This window comes from Niastella vici, assembly GCF_002077945.1.
Classification (GTDB): Bacteria; Bacteroidota; Bacteroidia; order Chitinophagales; family Chitinophagaceae; genus Niastella; species Niastella vici.
On the sequence record NZ_LVYD01000058.1, the window covers coordinates 434,191 to 451,435 of the forward strand.

Consider the following 17,245-nt stretch of genomic DNA (forward strand, 5'->3'; position numbering starts at 1 on the left):
AATTTTATTGTTCTTCTTATTATTCTTTCAACAGTTTTTTGGTAATGATCTTTCCATCATAGGTCAGCTTCAACGTGTACACGCCCGCAGAAAGATGGGATGCAGCAAACTGGGTTTGGTGAGTGCCCGCGGTCAATATGCCGTTCACCAGGACCGCCACCTGCTTACCGTTTATATCGTATACCGAAAGGTTGGTGTGGGCAGGTTTTTCAAGGGTAAAACTGATGGTGTTATTATCGCGGAATGGATTGGGAAAACTATTTAATCCGCTGGCTGCAGTGGCGGGTATGGTTATTCCGGTTGTTCCCTGCCGCGCGGTGGCAGCCAGGGTGATCGTTAACTGTGGCGCGTTGCTGCCGGTTTCTTTTGAATTCCATAATAAGCGGCCTGATGTTTCCTGCTGATTCTTCAGCACAAAAGAAACCTTTGTATGGCCGGCCGCTTTTTCACTTTGAATATAGCTGGTGATATTCCAGTTGTAATACCGGGCGGTGGCATCGGTGACTGTAGCGGTAGCCAATGCCGAAGTAGCACCGGCGGGTTTGTTGTTCCAGGTAATGGTCGATTCGGTCCAGCTGGTGTTTGAAACGGCATAGGCGCCCACGCCTACATTAGCATCACTGCTACTTTCTGTATGGCCGTTTACTTTTAGGGTAGCGCCCGTAACCGTACCGGTTATAGAAGAGATATCGAAAGTGAGATAGGTTTCGCGGTTGTTGTTTGCCTGGCCGCTGGGGGCCACTTTGGTAACCAGGTTAGCTGCATCGGTTGAACCGAATGCAGTCCCGGCGTTTGTCCCATCCCGTACATAGGCATCCTGTTGTGCGTTCAAATTAACGGTAGTGCCGGTATTGCCGCCGCCCACACTGCTGGGGCACAGGCTGGCGCTGCTTTCCGTAATACAGAAATCATTGAACAGCACCTGTTCATCGCGCAGTGCAGCATCCTTGCCGCGATAAACACCCCATTTGGGCCGGTTATAGGAAGCGCCATCGCGCCACATATCAAGACTGTTGTTGCTGTAAGAAAGCAGTACCGCGCCATCGCTTATGCGCGTTAAGGTGATCTCAAAAGTTCCGGCGCTGCCATCACTGCTTTTGTATTTTACATAAGCTTCCACCCAATTGCCTTTAAAGGGCGCCAGGTCGGCTTCTTTAACGGTGCCGAGGCTGCCGCTTCCTTCGCCCGAGCTGTGAATGATCTGGATCTTTTGCGGATTGCCGGCCCTGGGTGTAATGGTCATCAATGGGGCGCCGTCATCGCCATCAATGGCCTTGATCTGAAAAATATGAGTGAACCGGCTCGAAGGAATAAAGCCGGCATCGAGCTTGAATTTCCAGCGATAGTAGGCCGTTTGTCCCTGGGTGTGTTGCATCTCGGCCGGCGAACCGGAGCCCCCTTTGATCTCCATACGAACGCGGTCCTCGTTGGTACAACGGTCATCATCGGCCGTGGCGTGACTGTGAAATACAAACACATATTTCCCCAGGGTGTTATCAAATGCCTGGGTCACGTGCGGACCAAACGAAGGATGTTTACAATCGGGGTTCTCATTGCCGAATCCATTTGCGTCGATGAGGTCATAGGCAGTGCCCGAACCGGTAGCGCTTAAGGTAACCTGCGCCTGCAGGGGTGCTTTGGATAATAGTAATAGCAAGACCGTTGCGGTTGTAATGAACCGCGCAAAGTGTAAAAGTTTCATTTTTTGAATGAGGCTTTAAGTGTTGAAAAATGAGTATTGGTTCAGGCCATTTTTGTGACCTGTTGGTACGGCAGGGGGTAGGGTGAGAGAAGAGATAGAAAAAGCCTGAGAGAAGAAGGTTATCTGAAGTAACTACATTCTTTTATTAATTGGGTGCGGGTGATTGGCCGGTTAATAAACTATTTTAGCATTAGTAGAATGGTAACGGCGATGAATATGTTTTATTTGTTATGGGTTTTAATAAAATGGGCCAACCTGTTAGGCCGGCCCGTTTATCTTATTGATATGGCAATCATACATTATTCTTCTTTAATAAATTTACCATCTTTGTCAATAGCGTACCATTTACTATCTATCATTACCCGGCCAACATTTTCAGAGAAGGTGGCGGCATATTGGAAGCGAAAGGCGATTATTTCTTTCCCGTTTTTGTCGATATAGCCCCATAGTCCTTTTTTATTGCAAACCGGGGCAACACCATCGCTAAAGCTGCGGGCATTGGTAAAGTTCATAGGAATGACCATGTTACCCGTAGAATCAATAAAGCCAAAATTTTCACCTTTAGTTACAACAGCCAGGCCTTCATGAAATGAATATACTTCGTGGTATTGGGGTTTTATAAACTCATTACCGTTTTTGTCAACGAAGCCCCATTTGCCGTTGAGCAATACGGCTGCTTTGTCTTCCGAAAAGGCAATAGCGTCATCATAGATCAGGGGAACCATTATTTTTCCCTGTTCGGTTACGAATCCGAATTTACCGTCCTTTTTTACGAGGGCAAGGCCGCAGTTGCAGGCATCAACCCGGTCATATTTTTTTGCCCATTGCTGTGCAACGGCGTAAACACTCGTTGCAACGAGACATACAAGCAATAGATATTTTTTCATAAAACGTGCTTTAAATGCACTGTTAAGTTACTTGCAGATAAGGGAATGGGGGATGATCGTGGGCAGGGCAGAAGCTGATTATGGTAAGTATGGCGGGTGATGGGGGATAACCGGTGATATTTGCCATTAAAGAATTTAAAATACGGGCCAACTCACAAGGTCAGCCCGTTTATTTATTACTGTTGTTGTTTAATATAATGGTCTGTCGCCTCTTTTATAAAAAGCGCCAGTTCCATGCTAGGTAGTCCGTTAACGGTTGTATAGCGATTGTCTGCTACATACAGTTCACCCAGTTTTCTGAAATATTCCAGCTTGTCCATTGCTATTTTACCACCAGTGAGGCGGAGAATGAGCTGATACCTGCGCGCTATGCATTCCTGAACTGCTGCGCTTTTAGGGTCGCCGTTCATGAGCGCTGTTAATTGCGCGGTAATGTCATTCAGTTGTTTTTTCATTGTTTCCATATCTTCTTTACTGAAGCTGCGTAGGGTATCTTCAGCCTCGGTAATGGTTTCTTTTCCCCATTTTGAGATGGCTTCTGCTCTCCAGGCTTCCATTTTTTCCCGGGGTATACCTTCATATAGATCTTCTACCTGTAACATAGTGTTGTTTTTTAGTGTTACCAATGTTTTTTCAATGGTACCAATCAATGTGTTTATCCTTTCCTTCCTGGCTAACAGCGCTTTCCGGTGTCCTTCCAGGGCCTGCACCAGATCGAATGCAGGGTCATCCAGAATGGCGCCGATCTCTTTCAAGGGAAAATCGAGTTCCCGGTAAAAGAGGATCTGTTGCAATCGCAATAGTTCTTTTTCGCCGTATAGCCGGTACCTGGCCTCGGTACGTACAGAAGGTTTAAGTAAGCCCATTTTGTCGTACAGGTGTAAGGTGCGCACGCTTACGCCTGCCAGTTTCGAGAGCTTTTTTACAGAATAGTTGTCCATCGTTTGGATTTATACCTTACAGGAACAAATATAGCCTATGACGTAAGGTAAGGGTCAAGAGAAAAGGCGGGTTTTTTTAAAAAAAACCGATACCCTTCTTTAATAAGATCCCCTTCTCTGACATGGATGGTGAAAATTTTTTTAATTTAGATCAATGCTTATGACAACGAGAAACTGGCTCTATTTTATTATAATCTTTTTCATTACCTCCTGCAACGAAATGTGGGGCGACCATCCATTAGGAAATCATCTTTCTTTGCTGGAAGGAGATAAGAAAGAAGACAGAATTATTGTTTATTGTGGTGATGAAGGAGGGATCTGCCACGGTGGTATACCAATTGTTCCCACTTACAATCGGCAATTTGATGAGAAAGGAAGATATGCGGAATATGTGCAAACAGCAATTTCAAATAAAAACTGGATAATAGCAGAAACCGTGCAAGTAAAAAACAAACAAAAAAACTATTGGATTATTAAGAAGGCGTTTGATATTGAGAATATAAATTGCAGAAAATCAAATTGCGACAGTATTATTCAATCTTATGTTACAGGTCCTTTAAGTATTGCTGATTTTCAAACGCAGATAAAGAAATTGAATATAGACCTGAGTTTTTGAATAAACTGAAAAGGACCGCACTATGAAAAATGAATTTACACAGGAGGAATGGGATGCATGCATCAAAGTATTGCAGGTATTATCGCGGGAACCGGAAAAATCGCTGGATACCCATGTTTTGAAAGGGCTGGTCACCAAATTGTACAAACGGGCCAAAAAAGATAACAAACAAACCCGGGTTGAATTGCAAACCCGCAAGCTGATAGACTCTACCCAATTGTTGTCCCTGCAAAAAGTACAGAAAATTTCACAGCAGCAGGATCTGCTGAAACAATACGACAAAAAAATTGTATTAACCCAAACGGTACTACACAGGAAATATGAACTTGCTGCAGAAGAAAGATCATTTGATTCCAATGAAGCGTTGGAATTGACTGGTGCCCAGAAATGTTATAGCTGTAAAACTCCATACAGTAAGATCCATTTTTTCTATCACCTGCTTTGTCCTTCCTGTGCGGAGTTGAACTACACCCGCCGGCAGCAAAGCGCAGACCTTACTGATCGTGTAGCACTGATAACGGGCGGCAGAATAAAGATCGGCTATTTGACGGCCTTGCGCCTGTTGCGCGATGGCGCCAAAGTATGGGTAACGACCCGGTTTGCCAAAGACTGTATAAAAAGGTTTAGTGAAGAAAAAGATTTTTCAGTATGGGGGCATCGCCTAAAAATAGTGGCCCTTGATCTTCGCAATCTTGCCCAGGTAAAAAATTTTATACAATACCTGCAGGAACATGAAACGCAGCTGGATATTCTCATTAATAACGCCGCACAAACAGTAAAACGGCCAACAGAATTTTATCAGCACCTGTTTGAGTTTGAACAAACGGGTGCAGATGCCTTGCCTGCTGCTCTGCAGCAATGCCTGGTAGATGCTGCGCAATTTCAATTTCAGCCGGGTATGTGGCAACAGCATCTGCTGCCATATGAAGCAGCTGCCTGCTTTCCACCCAATCAATACGATAAAGACAGGCAACAAATAGATCTAAGGACCAGCAACAGCTGGACGATGTTGCTGGAAGAAATTTCCCCGGTTGAAATGCTGGAAACACAACTGGTGAATGTGACGGCGCCATTTATGTTGAACAGTCAACTGAAAGCGTTGATGAAAAAGTCGCCTTTCGAAAGAAAGTTTATCATAAATGTTTCTGCCATGGAAGGGCAATTTAACCGTTCTTCCAAAACACCTTATCATCCGCATACCAATATGGCCAAAGCCGCACTCAATATGATGACGAGGACCGCTGCGCAGGAATATGCTCTGAGCGGTATATTTATGAACAGTGTTGACACCGGCTGGATAACCCAGGAAAATCCTTATCCTGATAAAGAAAGATTATATAATGAAGGATTTGTGCCGCCCCTGGATGAAACGGATGGTATGGCAAGAATTTATGACCCGGTGGTAACCGGTCTTACACAGCCCGGTTTGCCTTTATTCGGTCATTTTCTGAAAGACTATGTGCCACACGCATGGTAAAACGATAACAAAATTTATTCTGTTCAATATGCAAACAATGCCGATACTTTGCCCGGTTGATCATGTGTCCGCCGGCAAATTGTCGAACTAAATAGAGGCATTATTTGCGCGTATTTTTCAATTTAAATCGTTAATAGACAAATACATATTCTAAAAAAACCAATTTCATCAATAGTAATATAGTGATGTCTTTATTGTCTCTCTACAAATACCCGCTTTTGCATTCAGTCATCTTAAGTACCAATTTTCTTTGATAATGTGGGGATTTCTTCCTCACGGAGGACACCCTTGCCTTAAATGAACGGTTCACGCTATTTCAACACCCGTTTGGGACTTATACACTGGAGTTAGTCGACTTGCCCGGCAAAAGAAAAAGGGAAGTATGCTGATTGTTACTTACCTCTTTTTAATATATTTTTGAACGTTTTAGCACCGATTTACCTATTGAACCCCTCCAAAACATGAACCCGAGAAAACCGGTCCTGTATATTGTACTTCTGCTATTAAGCTATTGTAGCACTCTGGCACAAACTCCAATACCCTCTGCTAACTATACAAGAGTAATGGATTCCCTTCACCGGATGCAGTTGATCCATTACCAGGGCAATCAAAACAACCGCCCTCCATTCGTCCCCGCAGCTAACATCCCTGCCTCCTTCAACGGATCTTCCCTGCAGCTTCGGCAACAGCCTGTACGATCTACACTGCAGGCTGCACGGTCCGCACGTTCATTGGCCACCATATGTTTTGATACGTCAGGGCGTTATTTTATGCAGGAAGATACCATGACCTATTATGTTACCAATTCGCTTGTGCTGGCAGATGGCAATGTACTGATAAGCGGACAATGGTCAAGCCGGAATCCCCCTTATGGTAGTGGTGGATTTCTAATGAAGTGTACAGATACCGGCACCCTGCATTGGAGCCGTTTATACGATAGCGTTAATCGCTCAGGCTACAATTATATTAATTATTATAGGTTGCTCGAGTTGCAGGACGGCTCTTTTCTGCTGGCCGGCGCTACCAATAACGCGGTCACTAAAAATGATGATGTGATCATAACCCACACAGATAATACCGGCAATATTATCTGGAGCAAAACATATAGATCAAAGGTGTGGCAGGTGGGCACAAGTGGCAGTGGTGACTATTTTTATTTACAAGAGGTAAAACAGGATCCTTATACGGGCGACATCTTCATTTCCAGTCCACACTGGTCCGATGGCTATAATATTACTAAATTCAGTATTGCAAATGGCGCCATTGCCTGGAGCAAATACTACAATACCTGGGGAGCCAATTTTGACAGACCTATTGGCTTCGATATAACATCCCGGGAACTCGTTTCATTTTCAAGCTATACTACAGGTGGAACTGGCATCAGCATGTACAGGATCAATAAGAACACGGGCGACACGATCGCAACCAGGTTTTATAAACCGGTAGATGCATCTAATTCCAATGGCTACGTAGGTTTTCTGAATGCGGACGGAGTAACAAAACTGAATAACGGCAATTATGCACTTTACGGCCCACAGTATAAGTATTATCGCTGGGGTACCGATACTACAGATATGTATCATGCCGGTGTGGTAGAATTAGACCCTGCAGGCAATTTTGTTCAGGCTTATTCCTTCCGGAATCCATATGCCAGCAATAGCTATAATACAGCGATTAAGGTTTTCAAGGATGGTTCGGGCGTATTCAGCATGTTGCAGGGATTCAGCGGCTACACTGCCAACGTATATTACGTACAGTTTAAAGATGGACAGATATTGAAGCAACGGCGTAAGTATTATCTGGGTGAAGGAATGCCCATAGAAAATACAGCACTCCGGCTCGCAGATGGGAGCGACCTGATCATAAAATTGCTGGGAGATTCCATTTCGAATATTAATAAAATTGAATTCTTCAAACTCCATATTTCCGATACAGCATCCAATTGCCTTGGCTGGGATGATTTCGGTACTTATACAGAGCCGTACAGCGTTGTTCCTGTCAATTACGGAATCCAGTCTATTGTATCGAACGATCTTTCGGAAAGTACCAACAAAACATTGATTTCGTGGAACACGATACCCTATGTAATACCAGCCTGCCGCCAGGTCTCGCATTGTGACACATTTTCACTCCTGTCTTCTGCTGATACTATTTGTGTGTCTGGTAGCCTCATTCTTACGGCCAGAAAAAATCCTGATTGTGGCGCCCACCCCTTCCTGGCATATGATACATCATTGGTACAGTCGTTCCAGACACTGAATGACTCCATGTTCCTGTTCAATTTCAAAGATCCCGGCGAATTTAAGTTATATGGCAGCATACCAGGCTGCACTATGCTCACTGATTCCATCAAAGTAAGTGTGCGCCGGTCAAATGGCCAGGTCAACCTTGGGAAAGATACAGTTATCTGCCCGGGCAACACTATACAACTCAATGCCCATAAAGGCTATAAAACCTACCTGTGGCAGGATGGGTCGGCAGACTCCGTGTTACAGGTAACCCAACCCGGCATTTATCATGTGTTGGTATCAGACTCTTGCGGCAACCCATTCCGCGATACACTGGAAGTAAAGCCACATCCTCCTATTCCATTTGACATTGGCATGGATACTGTGACCATTTGTGAAAAAGACACTATTACCATTACCGCGCCGGCAGCCTTCTTCAATTACAAATGGCGTCCCAATTACAATGCCAATGGTATCACCACACAGTCGATCCGCGTGGCTCCTGCCAGAGATACTATGTACTATGTAAGCGCCGAAAAAACACCCGGCTGTTATGTATACGACTCCATTGCGTTGAATGTAAATCATTCACCGCCTATTAATTTAGGCGCCGATGCATCGTTTTGTTTTGGCGACAGCCTTGTGCTTGATGCAGGAGCCGGATTCAGTCAGTATCAGTGGAGCACAGGCAGCACTGCCCAAAAGCTAACGGTTTTTAATAATGGTAAATATTGGGTAAAAGCTGAGCCCGGCAACGGCTGTAAATCGGTAGACACTTTACAGGTATTGCAGGTATTCAATAACCCTGTACCGAACCTGGGAACAGATGGCCCCTTGTGTGAAGGAACAGTAAGCTTATTGAATCCAGGTACTTTCAGTCAGTATTCCTGGAGTACCGGTAGTACTGACCCTACTATTTCGGTGGCGCAACCCGGTGTTTATGCAGTATCCGTCATTGATCAGCATGGTTGCAAAGGAGCAGATACCGTGACAATAAACAGACTGATAGCAGCTCCTACGGAGTTTCTGCCGGCAGATACCACCATTTGTAGCAAAAGCAAATATACCCTGAAACCGGCGCGCACTTTCTCTTCCTACAAATGGAGCACGGGCAGCACCAGTAGTTCAGTGATCATCACACAGGCGAACACCTATTGGCTGGAAGTGAAGGATCAGTACCAATGTACAGGCAGGGACACAATTGCTATAGCACTCAAAGATTGTATGAGAGGGGTTTACATTCCCAATGCTTTTACGCCCAACAACAACGGCAGGAACGATGTATTTAAACCGTTGATATTTGGTAACCTGGTCAAATATGAATTCCATGTGTACAATCGCTGGGGACAATCAGTATTTCATTCAACCGACATCCGCAAAGGGTGGGATGGCATGTTTCAAGGCAGTCTTCAATCAGGCACCTTTGTATGGACCTGCATCTGGCAACTCGAAGATGAGGAAGTGAAAAGAGAGAAAGGCGTTGTGGTAGTGGTGAAGTAGGTGAAGTTAACAGTTTCTTCCACCTCCAGTTTATAATTGTCTGTGGGGGTGGAAGGGTTCGAACCTCCGTTTTCGCCCCGCAAGGGCGATATTTTTCCAGTTAAATTACCTCCCCCATCAATGGCATGGGATAGGGTTCGAACCTATAACTCATATTTGCAGTATGTGTTTTTCCAGTTAAACTACCCACCTGCCATTGGAGCGCAAATGTAATAATTTCATTGCTTCCCCCACACTCATCACCCATTCTCCCGCGCTCCTGTACTTTTCTTTTCTGCCAAGCGAAAAATGTGATTATTTTACTTCAGTGAAAATAAATGCCCCGATATCGCTTTACTGGAAATGCCAGCTCGCCGGCTGGACCGTTGCCGGTTTATATTGGAGCTATACTGGCCTCGAAGGAAACCACGTGAGCTACCTGCAATTGTTGCTTGATTTTATCGGTGATGTGGCAGTGTGTATTTTGATCACGCATGCCTACCGCAATGTGGCCCTTAAATATAATTGGCAGCAGTTAAATCTGAGATCGCTGGTATTGCGAATAGTGCCCGGCGTTCTGATCCTCGGTTTTCTTTTTATGGTATTGATCGCCATAAAACTTTACCTGGTGCGCATTCTTTTGAAGCCTGATTTCCCGGTTCGGTTCTTAACTTTTTTTGAAACCGCGCGATTAACGCTCTTTATAACAGGCATCAGGTTGATGTCTATCTGGATCCTGGCCTGGCATCTTTATCACTACGCGCAACGGGAAATAAACGCCGTAAAGGAGAATGCCCGGTTAACGATCATGACAAAAGAAGCGCAGCTGAATAATCTGTCGGCCCAGCTAAACCCGCATTTCTTTTTCAATTCACTGAACACGATAAAATTCCTGGTCGATGATAATCCCGGTTCGGCACGAAGGGCCATCGATCTGTTATCTGACCTGCTCCGGAATTCACTGTATAAAAAAGAAGATAAGCTGATCACCCTGCAACAGGAAATTGACCTCGTAAAAGATTACCTGGAACTGGAAAAGCTCCGGTTTGAGGAACGGTTGCAAACAACCATTCAGGTAGATGAAAAGCTGTTCAATCTAAGGTTACCGCCCCTGTGTATTCAAACCCTGGTTGAAAACGCCATCAAACATGGAATAGATAAAAGGATAGCAGGTGGCTTCATAAAAGTGTCAGTAGAAAGAGAAAACGATCTTATAACCATCAGTGTTCAAAATTCAGGGAAACTACAGGCAATAGGATCGCAAGAAGGATTAGGATTAAAAAATCTACGCGAAAGATTACAGCTGCAATACAATGGGAAAGCAATGTTGAGCATGAAAGAAGTTGACGATCAAACTGTAATTGTATCCATTTTAATTCCCTCGTATGAATAAGATCCGCACCATAATAATTGACGATGAACGGTCGTCGCGCGAAGAGCTAAAGCGAGCGTTGAAAAAATATGTGGATATAGAAGTGATCGGCGAAGCGCAACATGCAACGGAGGCCAAAGAACAGATTGAAGCAAAACACCCTGATCTCATCTTCCTGGATATCCATATGCCCGAACAATCGGGTTTTGAGCTGTTGGAATCGCTCGATGTGGTACCAGCGGTGATCTTCACCACTGCATTTGACCAGTATGCGGTGCAGGCATTTGAAATAAATGCACTCGATTACCTGATGAAACCGATCAGGGAAGAACGTTTTGATAAAGCCATAGAAAGAATACGGACTAAACAGGCAGATCCGCCACAACAGCTATTCATTAAGGATGGTGAGAAATGTTTTTTTGTGAAGTTGCAATCAATCTCTCTTATAGAATCGCTTGGCAATTATTCGCGGTTGTATTTCGAAGGAAAAAAAGCCATGCTGAAACGCTCGCTCAGCAAATGGGAAGAATTATTGGACGCTGCCATCTTTTTCAGGATCAACAGAACGCAGCTCATAAACATCCATCATATTCGCGAGGTACAATCCAGCGAAACCGGCCGGTTCAAAATCAATTTAACAACCGGCGAATGGCTGGAAGTCTCAGACCGTCAATCGGTGAAATTCAGGAACCTGAATAGTAATAAGCCCAAATAACATTTTACACATATAGCCATGAAAATATCTTTCACCATGCTACTGGTGTGCATGCACCTTTTTGTGTGCACATCAGCCCAACAGGATACCAGTCGCTACCTCATTGACACCAGCGTACTCATACAAACAAAGGATGGCGCCACCCTTTCTGCCATTGTTGTAAGAGATAAAGCGGTAACAACCCCGCAGCCCGCTGCTTTATTTTTCTCTATTTATGCGAATGAGCAATACAGCCTGAATGAAGCCATGCAATCTGCCGCGCATGGCTATGTGGGCGTGGCAGCCGATGCCCGCGGTAAACGGCTTGGTTTGGATTCAATAGCTCCCTACGAAGTGGAAGCAAAAGATGTAACGGCAGTAATTGACTGGATAAGCAAACAACCCTGGTGCAATGGTAAAGTAGGTATGTATGGGGGCAGCTATGCTGGTTTTGCGCAATGGGCGGCCACCAAATATATGCATCCGGCCCTGAAAACTATTGTGCCTTATGTGGCCGCCATCCCTGGGTTGGGGCTGCCAATGGAAAACAACGTATTTTTAAATGCCAATTATGGCTGGGCATTTTATGTTACCAGTAATAAATACCTCGACAATACAACCTATAATGACCGGCAACGCTGGCGTTCCCTACAAATCAATTGGTATGAAAGCGGCGTCCCTTATCGAAAAATTGACAGCATCGACGGCACGCCCAACAATTGGTTACAACGTTGGCTACAACATCCGGCTTATGATGAGTATTGGCAGCAAATGGTGCCGTACAAACAGGAGTACGCCAGAATAAATATTCCCGTTCTCTCCATTACGGGTTACTATGATGACGGACAAATATCTGCCATACATTATCTCAAAGAACATTATAAATACAATAAGGCGGCGAACCATTATTTGATCATTGGTCCGTACGATCATTTTGGCGCACAACGTGGGGGCGTACCCGTACTGAGGGATTATGCAGTTGATTCAATAGCGCTGATCAATACCAGGGAAATAACTTACCAGTGGCTTGATTATATCTTGAAACACGGAAAAAAGCCGGCGCTGTTACAGGATAAAATAAACTTTGAAGTAATGGGCGCCAATGAATGGAAACACGCGCCCTCACTGGAAAAAATGCATAACGAACTGCTGACGCTTTATCTTACTGATCTAAGGTCAGGCAACCATTACCAGCTTTCTTCAAAAAAACCGGCCAGGCAGGGGTATCTTCAGCAACAGGTAAATTTTGCCGACCGCAACACTACCAACAACAACGAGTATTATCCTTTCCCCATCATTGTGCCCGAGCTGGCCGACACCACTGGATTATATTTCATCACTGAACCATTCAGTAAACCCTTTTCCATCAATGGCGCCTTTTGGGGTGAATTGAAAGCAAGCATCAATAAAATGGATATGGATATTGGCGTGTCGTTATATGAAATAATGCCCAATGGCAACTATTTCCATTTGTCCTATTTTTTAGGCCGGGCCAGTTATGCAAATGACATGAGTAAAAGAATTTTATTGACCCCGGGAAAAATAACAGCGATCCCTTTCAACAGAACACGCATGGTAAGCAGGCAAATAAGCAGGGGCAGCCGCCTGCTGGTTGTTTTGAATATCAATAAAAATCCACAGGCCCAGATCAACTACGGTACAGGACAAGAGGTAAACAATGAAAGCATCTCCGATGCAAAAGAGCTCCTTCAGATCAAATGGTACAATAACAGTTATATAAAAATTCCTGTATGGAGGTAAAACTATAGTCTTTTTAAAGCCCCTACAAATTGGGGAAACTCTTCGTTCCCTTTTTTATGCCAGGAACTATTGTTCTCTTCCAAACGATTTTTCCTGACGTGATCAAATATCTGGCCCCAGCTTATTTTGATCTCGGCATTGGGTGTCTATTGGGTGGAACCCAAAGCGGTCGATCCGAACCCCTTTTGAAATTTCTTCAGGTGTTATATGAACAATGGAGGGCAAACCGTTCCAGAAAGCTTTTTTACCATAATGAGAATCCATATAACGGGCTTCTTTGAAATTCATGAAATGAAAGTAAATATATTCCTCTACGTTGTCTCCATCAGCAGTTATCTTTCCATTCTTCCAATACCAGGTTTGAGGGTGGTTAATTGTTCCATCCCTCCATATGGTAGGAGTCAAAGGCGTTGTATATTGTTCTAAAAAGTATAACTTCTTATGATATCTCCTTCCAAATAAATTAGGCTTGACAATGGATAATTCCCTTGGTTTAAACACCTGAGTAAAAATATCTTCATCAAAGCGCTGATTGGTGGGCTCTTCTAAAAATTTCTTCCAGTTTTTAATTTGTTTAAACGCGGCTCTGAGCCAGGACTTATTCCTGATTAATGAAAGGTGACCAGAAAGGCACCATTCATGAGTACTTATTATGTTATTTTCTAAAACGGCATCCGTATAAAACTTTCTAATATCACCATAGATCAGATCTATATCTCCATAGCCGAAAAAGTCGTACCCTTTAATTTCTTCAGCATATAGGTAGCCGGTCGCTGGCTTCATATCAGTAAGTTTATACCATTCCTGTGGCGTGAATTTGATGTTTAGGGTTTCACTTACATACTTAATATAGTTCTCCTTGGAAGTGAATTTAAACTTGACATTTGGAACATTAAAACCTTCAAAAGGGCAATCTGTATGAAAAAGCCAATCAATTGTAGGATTATGTCTACAACTTTCAAGAAATATTGGAAACCAGGGCGGCCACTTGCCAAAGTAATCTATAATGATTATAATCGATTTCATCGGTGTGTTTTTTATTTAGCCGAAAATTTCTTCTCTTAGTAATTCTCCAATAAAAGTTTTAGCGGGTAAATTAAATAATAGCTCAAGATAAATATATGAGTATTCGTTCATGATTGTAAACAGGACAGATGATACATCTTTGAATTCTAGTTGTGTTACATCAGTTCTCTGAACCTGATCTTTTTTTATAAAGTTTGAAAACTCTATTTCATCAGAGCCATTGAAATACCCAATATTTTTCCCGATGAATAATCGAAATGGTTTAAAAAACCAATAATGAATAATATATTGCTCAGCAGCCCTGATTTTATTATTTCTTTGAAAAAAATAGCTAAATGCCAGTTGTTCAATCAACTTAGAATCCCAGGTGGGTTTCTTTGGCCATTCGTTATCATTTGAAATTTGCTCAATTAAATTAATAATTTCGTCAACAATTGGCCAATTGCTATAGTTTACTCCCACAACTCCGGAATTCCACATGTACGCTTGAGTTGAAATTGCATAAGAAGTACCATCCAAAGAATTAAATCTATGCGTTTTTAAATAATTACATATCTCAGTTTTTTGCAAAAATTTTTCTTCTCTGACATGCATTTGCAGGTGGCCTTGTTCTATGCTTTGAAACAATGGCAAAGGATCCTTAACAAAAAAAGTATCAGTGTCAACAAAGAGCGCGTTTGTTCTATAATGAGAAAAAAAATCCTTCAAAATCCATGCTTTTAGAGTCAGAAAAAAATTATTACTTCTCTTAAGCCATGTTTCATATTCAGATTTATCTAATACTCTAAATGTAATTTTAAAATGTGCCACGATGGGGGGTACCTGGAACTCTATATTTGTATAAACTATTATTTCAATTTCATCTCTCAACCCCTGGGAAATTACTTTATCCAGGGATAAAAGAGAATACACAAACTCGTTTTGAATTTTAGTGCTATCAAAAACTAAATATAAGATATACTGCTTCATCATATTAACGTAGATATTTCTCAATAAACCTGTATCCTTCATTTGATTCTTCCTTTTCCCTGAAGATCGCTTTCATTTTTTTCACATTTCTTCTGATTACATCATTGGTCATCACATTCATAATATTTGCTTTTAACTGATCTTCTGAAACAGACGCAAAATCGTCTTGCACGCCTAAACCATGATGCTTAACTAACATCGCATTTCTGGGCTGGTCATACATACCGGGGTACACGATCATCGGAACGCCGAAATAAATACATTCTTTCACAGAGCCCAACCCACCATGAATTATGGCTAAGGATGAAAGCTGAAGTATGTCGATCTGGTCAACCCAATTGTATACCTGAACGTTTGAAGGCAGCGGTTTAAACGATTCTAAATCAAATCCTTCGCCGGTTGAAATAACCAACTGAGTGTCGCACAAACCAGGGTCCCTCATTACTTTGATCAGGCATTGATAAAACTTAAAACTATTTTGGAAAATTCTTGCAGTTTGAGAGCCTAAAGAAGCAAAGATTATTTTGTTGTTGGGCTTGCCTTTTGAAAACGAACGACGATTGGAACCGGTACGAATGGAAGGTCCCAAATGAATTCTATTTGATTTATTAAAGTGGGGGTTATAATCAAGCTCTTTGGGACATGCCACTAATTCAACAAAGTTGTTTAACGGCCGTAAAAATTTCTTAAGCCTCGCTCTTGTTATTATATGTTTGGGATTTATAATTTCATTACTGAGGCCCGATGTTCTGTTCCAGATAGGGGCATGGTAAAGCAGGCTTGCGATTACAGGCATAGGGAGATACCGCATATTATTATAACCTTCATGCTGCGGATCAATATCAGAAAGTAAATACGGAGTAAAAATTATGGGCTGTATTTTAAATCTATAATAGATCAGCAACGCCTCTAAACTTAAAAATGTGTTTACAATTAAAAGATCAGGTTTAACCTTTTTAAGAATATTGCCAAAATGAGGATCCAGCGCATGGCAATATGTAAGTTTGGAACTTACTCTGTTTTGGATTTGGTCCAACTTGAAATTTTCTCTACTTCCTTTTGGGTATTCGTTTTCACAAATACTGTGAAAGATAAAGCCCCGTGAAATAATATATTTCTCATTATCAACAACACTGACATAGTGAATACTGTGTCCTCTCTCAGCAAGAAAAGTAGCAAGTCCGAATGTTGGGAAAATGTGCCCTTCCTCATAATCTACAAGAAAAAGAATTACTGCCATAAGTTAGTAAGGATATTATGTCCTTTGTTTATTTACGGAAATCTGTTTGCTTAAGTGTTGCAACATATTAAGGCATATATAAAATTTAAAATCTGAGATTCCCAAATGACGATTGATCAAATTCAATAAGGCGATCCTGGCATCGGCAATATCTCTCCTTGCATGGAAAAAATCTAGGCAAACCTCTTCCCATTTTGTTAACCAGTTCAATTTTCTATGGATCGGATTTTTATTCACCTGACCATAGATCTCATACAAGATTGATTTGTTAGAAAGAAATAGCGCTTTCACTTCTTTTTCAGATAAGAGATCATTAAATTTTAAAGAGCTAACATCTAAATAGTTTTTAATCCAAACCTCTTTATCGAGAACAAACTCCTCAGTACTTTGTACGCTTGTCTTAAGTACAGTAAGTTGCAAATAGATCAGTAAGGTAAATAAACTACTATCATCGACTTCTTCACGGCAAAACCTTTCTAATATTATGGTTGACAAACATGCTCTTGCATTTTTAAACTCATCGTCTGTTATTCCTTTAATATACTTGTTGTTTACAATTTCGAAATAATAGGTATTGTTTGGAGTATTTAAAAAATCTGTTACCCTAGAAGTGGAAGGAAGCCTTGTCAGGAAGTCATTTATAGTAGGCGAGATTTGTTGTTGAATGGCCCTGGAATTAAATTCTGATTCCAATACCAATGTTATGCAATTAGAATAATGGTTACTTATGAAAATATAAAAATTCAAGGGGCTGAAGTCAGACTTGAGATCTTTGATTGTCCTATCAACATACCTTGAAAGCAGTAATTTCCATTTAGACCGCTCGTAAAAGATGCTAATTTTTAGTTGCTGC

The 17,245-nt window shown here is 42.2% G+C and carries 13 protein-coding genes and 2 tRNA genes; 6 read left to right on the top strand and 9 right to left on the bottom strand.

Annotated elements, in window-relative coordinates; genetic code table 11:
- Nucleotides 1–19: 19 nt before the first annotated feature.
- The 3 genes from A3860_RS25715 to A3860_RS25725 form a co-directional block, all read right to left on the bottom strand.
- Nucleotides 20–1,702, bottom strand: a complete 1,683-nt coding sequence (locus A3860_RS25715; protein ID WP_081151514.1) for a CBM96 family carbohydrate-binding protein — start codon at nt 1,700–1,702, stop codon at nt 20–22.
- A gap of 299 nt (nt 1,703–2,001) precedes the next feature.
- Entirely contained in the window at nt 2,002–2,589 is a 588-nt protein-coding gene (locus tag A3860_RS25720) for a WG repeat-containing protein (RefSeq protein ID WP_081151517.1), read from the bottom strand.
- A 176-nt stretch (nt 2,590–2,765) separates the two neighbouring features.
- Nucleotides 2,766–3,530: a MerR family transcriptional regulator gene (locus A3860_RS25725; RefSeq protein WP_081151519.1), complete on the bottom strand. Its 765-nt coding sequence runs from the start codon at nt 3,528–3,530 to the stop codon at nt 2,766–2,768.
- A gap of 160 nt (nt 3,531–3,690) precedes the next feature.
- On the opposite strand from A3860_RS25725, the gene A3860_RS25730 reads away from it, so the two are divergent.
- The 3 genes from A3860_RS25730 to A3860_RS25740 all read left to right on the top strand — a co-directional run bounded on the left by A3860_RS25730 (nt 3,691) and on the right by A3860_RS25740 (nt 9,351).
- A complete protein-coding gene (locus A3860_RS25730; protein ID WP_081151522.1) occupies nt 3,691–4,146 on the top strand; it encodes a hypothetical protein in 456 nt (151 codons plus the stop codon).
- Between the two features lie 22 nt (nt 4,147–4,168).
- Nucleotides 4,169–5,623 carry an SDR family NAD(P)-dependent oxidoreductase gene (locus tag A3860_RS25735; protein WP_081151524.1) on the top strand — a complete coding sequence of 485 codons (1,455 nt, stop codon included), beginning with the start codon at nt 4,169–4,171 and terminating at the stop codon, nt 5,621–5,623.
- A gap of 563 nt (nt 5,624–6,186) precedes the next feature.
- Entirely contained in the window at nt 6,187–9,351 is a 3,165-nt protein-coding gene (locus A3860_RS25740) for a T9SS type B sorting domain-containing protein (RefSeq protein WP_158085364.1), read from the top strand.
- A gap of 43 nt (nt 9,352–9,394) precedes the next feature.
- On the opposite strand, the gene A3860_RS25745 is transcribed toward A3860_RS25740, so the two are convergent.
- Nucleotides 9,395–9,467, bottom strand: a tRNA-Ala gene (locus A3860_RS25745).
- 5 nt (nt 9,468–9,472) lie between these two features.
- A tRNA-Cys gene (locus A3860_RS41255) sits at nt 9,473–9,546 on the bottom strand.
- A 1-nt stretch (nt 9,547) separates the two neighbouring features.
- Between A3860_RS41255 and A3860_RS25750 the strand changes: the two genes are divergently transcribed.
- Genes A3860_RS25750 through A3860_RS25760 form a run of 3 tightly spaced genes read left to right on the top strand, consistent with a single transcriptional unit; the run spans nt 9,548 to nt 13,157 of the window.
- A complete protein-coding gene (locus tag A3860_RS25750; protein WP_143774262.1) occupies nt 9,548–10,723 on the top strand; it encodes a sensor histidine kinase in 1,176 nt (391 codons plus the stop codon).
- Nucleotides 10,716–11,417, top strand: a complete 702-nt coding sequence (locus A3860_RS25755; protein ID WP_081151529.1) for a LytR/AlgR family response regulator transcription factor — start codon at nt 10,716–10,718, stop codon at nt 11,415–11,417. Before A3860_RS25750 ends, A3860_RS25755 begins: the two co-directional genes overlap by 8 nt.
- An 18-nt stretch (nt 11,418–11,435) precedes the next feature.
- The gene (locus A3860_RS25760) at nt 11,436–13,157 is read left to right on the top strand and encodes a CocE/NonD family hydrolase (protein ID WP_081151532.1); all 1,722 of its coding nucleotides are present in this window, start codon (nt 11,436–11,438) and stop codon (nt 13,155–13,157) included.
- Between the two features lie 102 nt (nt 13,158–13,259).
- Here the strand turns inward: A3860_RS25760 and A3860_RS25765 are convergent, their stop codons facing one another.
- The 4 genes from A3860_RS25765 to A3860_RS25780 are packed head-to-tail and all read right to left on the bottom strand — an operon-like array spanning nt 13,260 to nt 17,085.
- Nucleotides 13,260–14,183: a DUF6625 family protein gene (locus A3860_RS25765; protein WP_081151534.1), complete on the bottom strand. Its 924-nt coding sequence runs from the start codon at nt 14,181–14,183 to the stop codon at nt 13,260–13,262.
- A gap of 15 nt (nt 14,184–14,198) precedes the next feature.
- On the bottom strand, nt 14,199–15,155 hold the full coding sequence (locus tag A3860_RS25770) for a hypothetical protein (protein ID WP_143774263.1): 957 nt from the start codon (nt 15,153–15,155) through the stop codon (nt 14,199–14,201).
- A gap of 1 nt (nt 15,156) precedes the next feature.
- A complete protein-coding gene (locus tag A3860_RS25775) occupies nt 15,157–16,392 on the bottom strand; it encodes a nucleotide disphospho-sugar-binding domain-containing protein (protein WP_081151539.1) in 1,236 nt (411 codons plus the stop codon).
- 15 nt (nt 16,393–16,407) lie between these two features.
- Nucleotides 16,408–17,085 (bottom strand): hypothetical protein, encoded by a 678-nt coding sequence (locus tag A3860_RS25780; RefSeq protein ID WP_143774264.1) that lies wholly within the window; start codon nt 17,083–17,085, stop codon nt 16,408–16,410.
- Nucleotides 17,086–17,245 lie beyond the last annotated feature (160 nt).